The following is a 2,344-nucleotide window of genomic DNA, read 5'->3' on the forward strand; positions in this document are numbered from 1 at the left end:
CTTTCTGCAGAGATAAAGGGAGTAAGAAGTGAGCTTTCTGCAGAGATAAAGACAGTAAGAAGTGAGCTTAAGGGTGAAATAGGGAAGCTAGATGAAAGAATAGGCAAGTTAGATGAAAAGGTAAATACAAATCATAAAGAGCTTATGGAGATGCTTAAGGACTCAATAAGCGAAAGTAATAAATATACTAAAAGCTTGATATATCCATTTTATTGGATATTAGGAATATTTATTCCATCAATAATAGGAATGTTTTTATACTTACTGCAAAAATAGAAATTAGTAAGTCTTCTTATTAGGATAACTATTTTTAGTAAATATATTTTTCTTTTTTCTATAGAGTAAGCTTTTATTTTTACAACCTACTGCTAAGATTCTGTACTTCTTAAAGCAGCTTCATGTGCTTCATTTAACTCTTCAAAATCTGCATTTGCCTTAGGCATATTGGAATTAAGACATTTTTGTTTATGCTTAGTAGTCTCGAGGCTAACTTTAGCTCTGCCCATTGCATCTTTAGCATCAGACATATAATTGTAGTAGCGAGCATGTTGGTAGCCTACAGCATTGCTATTAATCATAGCTTCTTGTAAAGCATCTTCTGCTTTTCTATTTGCATACTCAAAATCGTTCTTAGCATTTTTTAAAGCACCTATTGCATCTGAATAATTGGAGTTAGCAGAAGCATAGCTGCTATTAACTTTGCTGATTGCTTGATCAAGGTTAGGCAATAAGGCTGGGTCAGCTTTATTAGTTCCAGATCTAGCAGTATTTAAATAAGAACGAGCATCATCAAGTGTACTTTTTATTTTATTAAGTTCTGATCTTGTTGTTTCTAAAGCTGCAGTTATTTTTTCAACTTCTTCTAAAGAGGTAGAAATTTCTTGTATAATGTTTTTAGCTTTCTTAGATTCATTAGAGTCATTAGGGGCAATATTAACTTGTTGAGGTTGTCTATTAGTATATTTTTCACTATCATAACTAGTAACGGAAGGATTTGTTTTTACAATATTATCTTTTTGTATACTTGAATTATTGCCTTTTTCACTATCTTTTACTTCTTTTTTGTTACTTCTATTTTCATTATTTTGTTCTTGATTACCTACTTCTGCATAACTAATACTTCTAGCTTTACGACTACTTCTTTTGTTGCCTTCTAGAAGAGATTTATTATTAGCTAATGCCTGCTGAGATTTGTCTATAGCCTCATATAGCTTACAAGAGATAAAGCTAGAAAATAAACTGGATATCAATAACACTTTAATCATTAAATTCATTGTGCTAACTTTATGCAAAAATAGAGTAGTATTAGAACACAATATTATTGTATCACATTTATAGTAGTAATCAAGAATATGATTTATATGTTAAGCTATAGCATAGGACTTTTGTCTTTTTTAAAACAACACTGTCTAAGATTCTACACTTTTCAAAGCAGCTTCATATGCTTTATTTAGCTTTTCAAGGTCTTCATTTGCTTGAGGTATCTTGTCATTAAGTTCTTCTTGTTTATTCTTGGTAGTCTCTAGGAAACTTTTAGCACTGCTCATTGCATCTTTAGCATCAGCCATAAATTGGTTGTAGAGAGAATAGTAGTAGCTCTCATGCCTTGAAGCATTGCTATTACTTAATGCCTCTTCTAAAGCCTGATCTGCTTTTCTTTGTGCATACTCAAAACTATCCTTAGCTCTTGCTAAAGCAGCAATAGCATCATTGTAATGAGTATCAGCAGAAGCATGACTACTCTTAGCATTTTTAATTGCTTGATCAAGTTTAGGCAATGAGGCTAAGTTAGCCTTACTAGAGCTTGCTTTTCTAGCCTGCTCTAAATAAGATTTAGCTATATTAAGTAAGCTTTTTATCTTATCAAGGTTTGCTTTTACTTTTGTTAAATCTTCGTCTATTATAGTGCAATCTTCTTTAGAAGAATCAATTTCCGTCATAATGTTTCTAGCTTGCTTAACTTCCCTAGAGTCATTGTCATTATTAACTTGTTGAGGGTAGCTGCTGCTATTATCATTTTGAATATCTGCCATCAAAGGTTTTTTGTCTGCATCTTGGTCCATATAAGTGTTATCTGCACTTCTAGGCTTACGACCACTTCTCTTTCTGCCACCGCTGCTACTCTTTAAAGTATTAAAAGACTCATTATTGTTTTTTAGTTTTTCTAAAACCTGATCGGCGTTGTCTGTAATCTTCTTGTATAATTTACAAGAGATAACACTGGAAACTAAAATAGTTAGAATAAATAATTTAGTAATTAAATTCATCTTATTACTTCTCTTTAGAATCTGATATTCTTATATTAAAAAATATATTGCATTTATAATTTATAAAATAATTAATG

Annotated in this window: 2 protein-coding genes and 1 pseudogene; 1 reads left to right on the forward strand and 2 read right to left on the reverse strand. The window is 31.1% G+C overall.

The annotated features are described in order from the left end of the window. Window positions 1–276 (forward strand): annotated as a pseudogene (locus F0310_RS05545) (Bdr family repetitive protein); the annotation flags it as partial. 92 nt (window positions 277–368) lie between these two features. Here the strand turns inward: F0310_RS05545 and F0310_RS05550 are convergent. Together F0310_RS05550 and F0310_RS05555 are read right to left on the reverse strand one after the other, a co-directional pair. Then, window positions 369–1,274 (reverse strand): immunogenic protein P37, encoded by a 906-nt coding sequence (locus tag F0310_RS05550; RefSeq protein WP_182117972.1) that lies wholly within the window; start codon window positions 1,272–1,274, stop codon window positions 369–371. A gap of 135 nt (window positions 1,275–1,409) precedes the next feature. After that, on the reverse strand, window positions 1,410–2,267 hold the full coding sequence (locus F0310_RS05555) for a hypothetical protein (RefSeq protein ID WP_182117973.1): 858 nt from the start codon (window positions 2,265–2,267) through the stop codon (window positions 1,410–1,412). Window positions 2,268–2,344: the final 77 nt, after the last annotated feature.

This window comes from Borrelia sp. A-FGy1 (genome assembly GCF_014084025.1).
Classification (GTDB): domain Bacteria; phylum Spirochaetota; class Spirochaetia; order Borreliales; family Borreliaceae; genus Borrelia.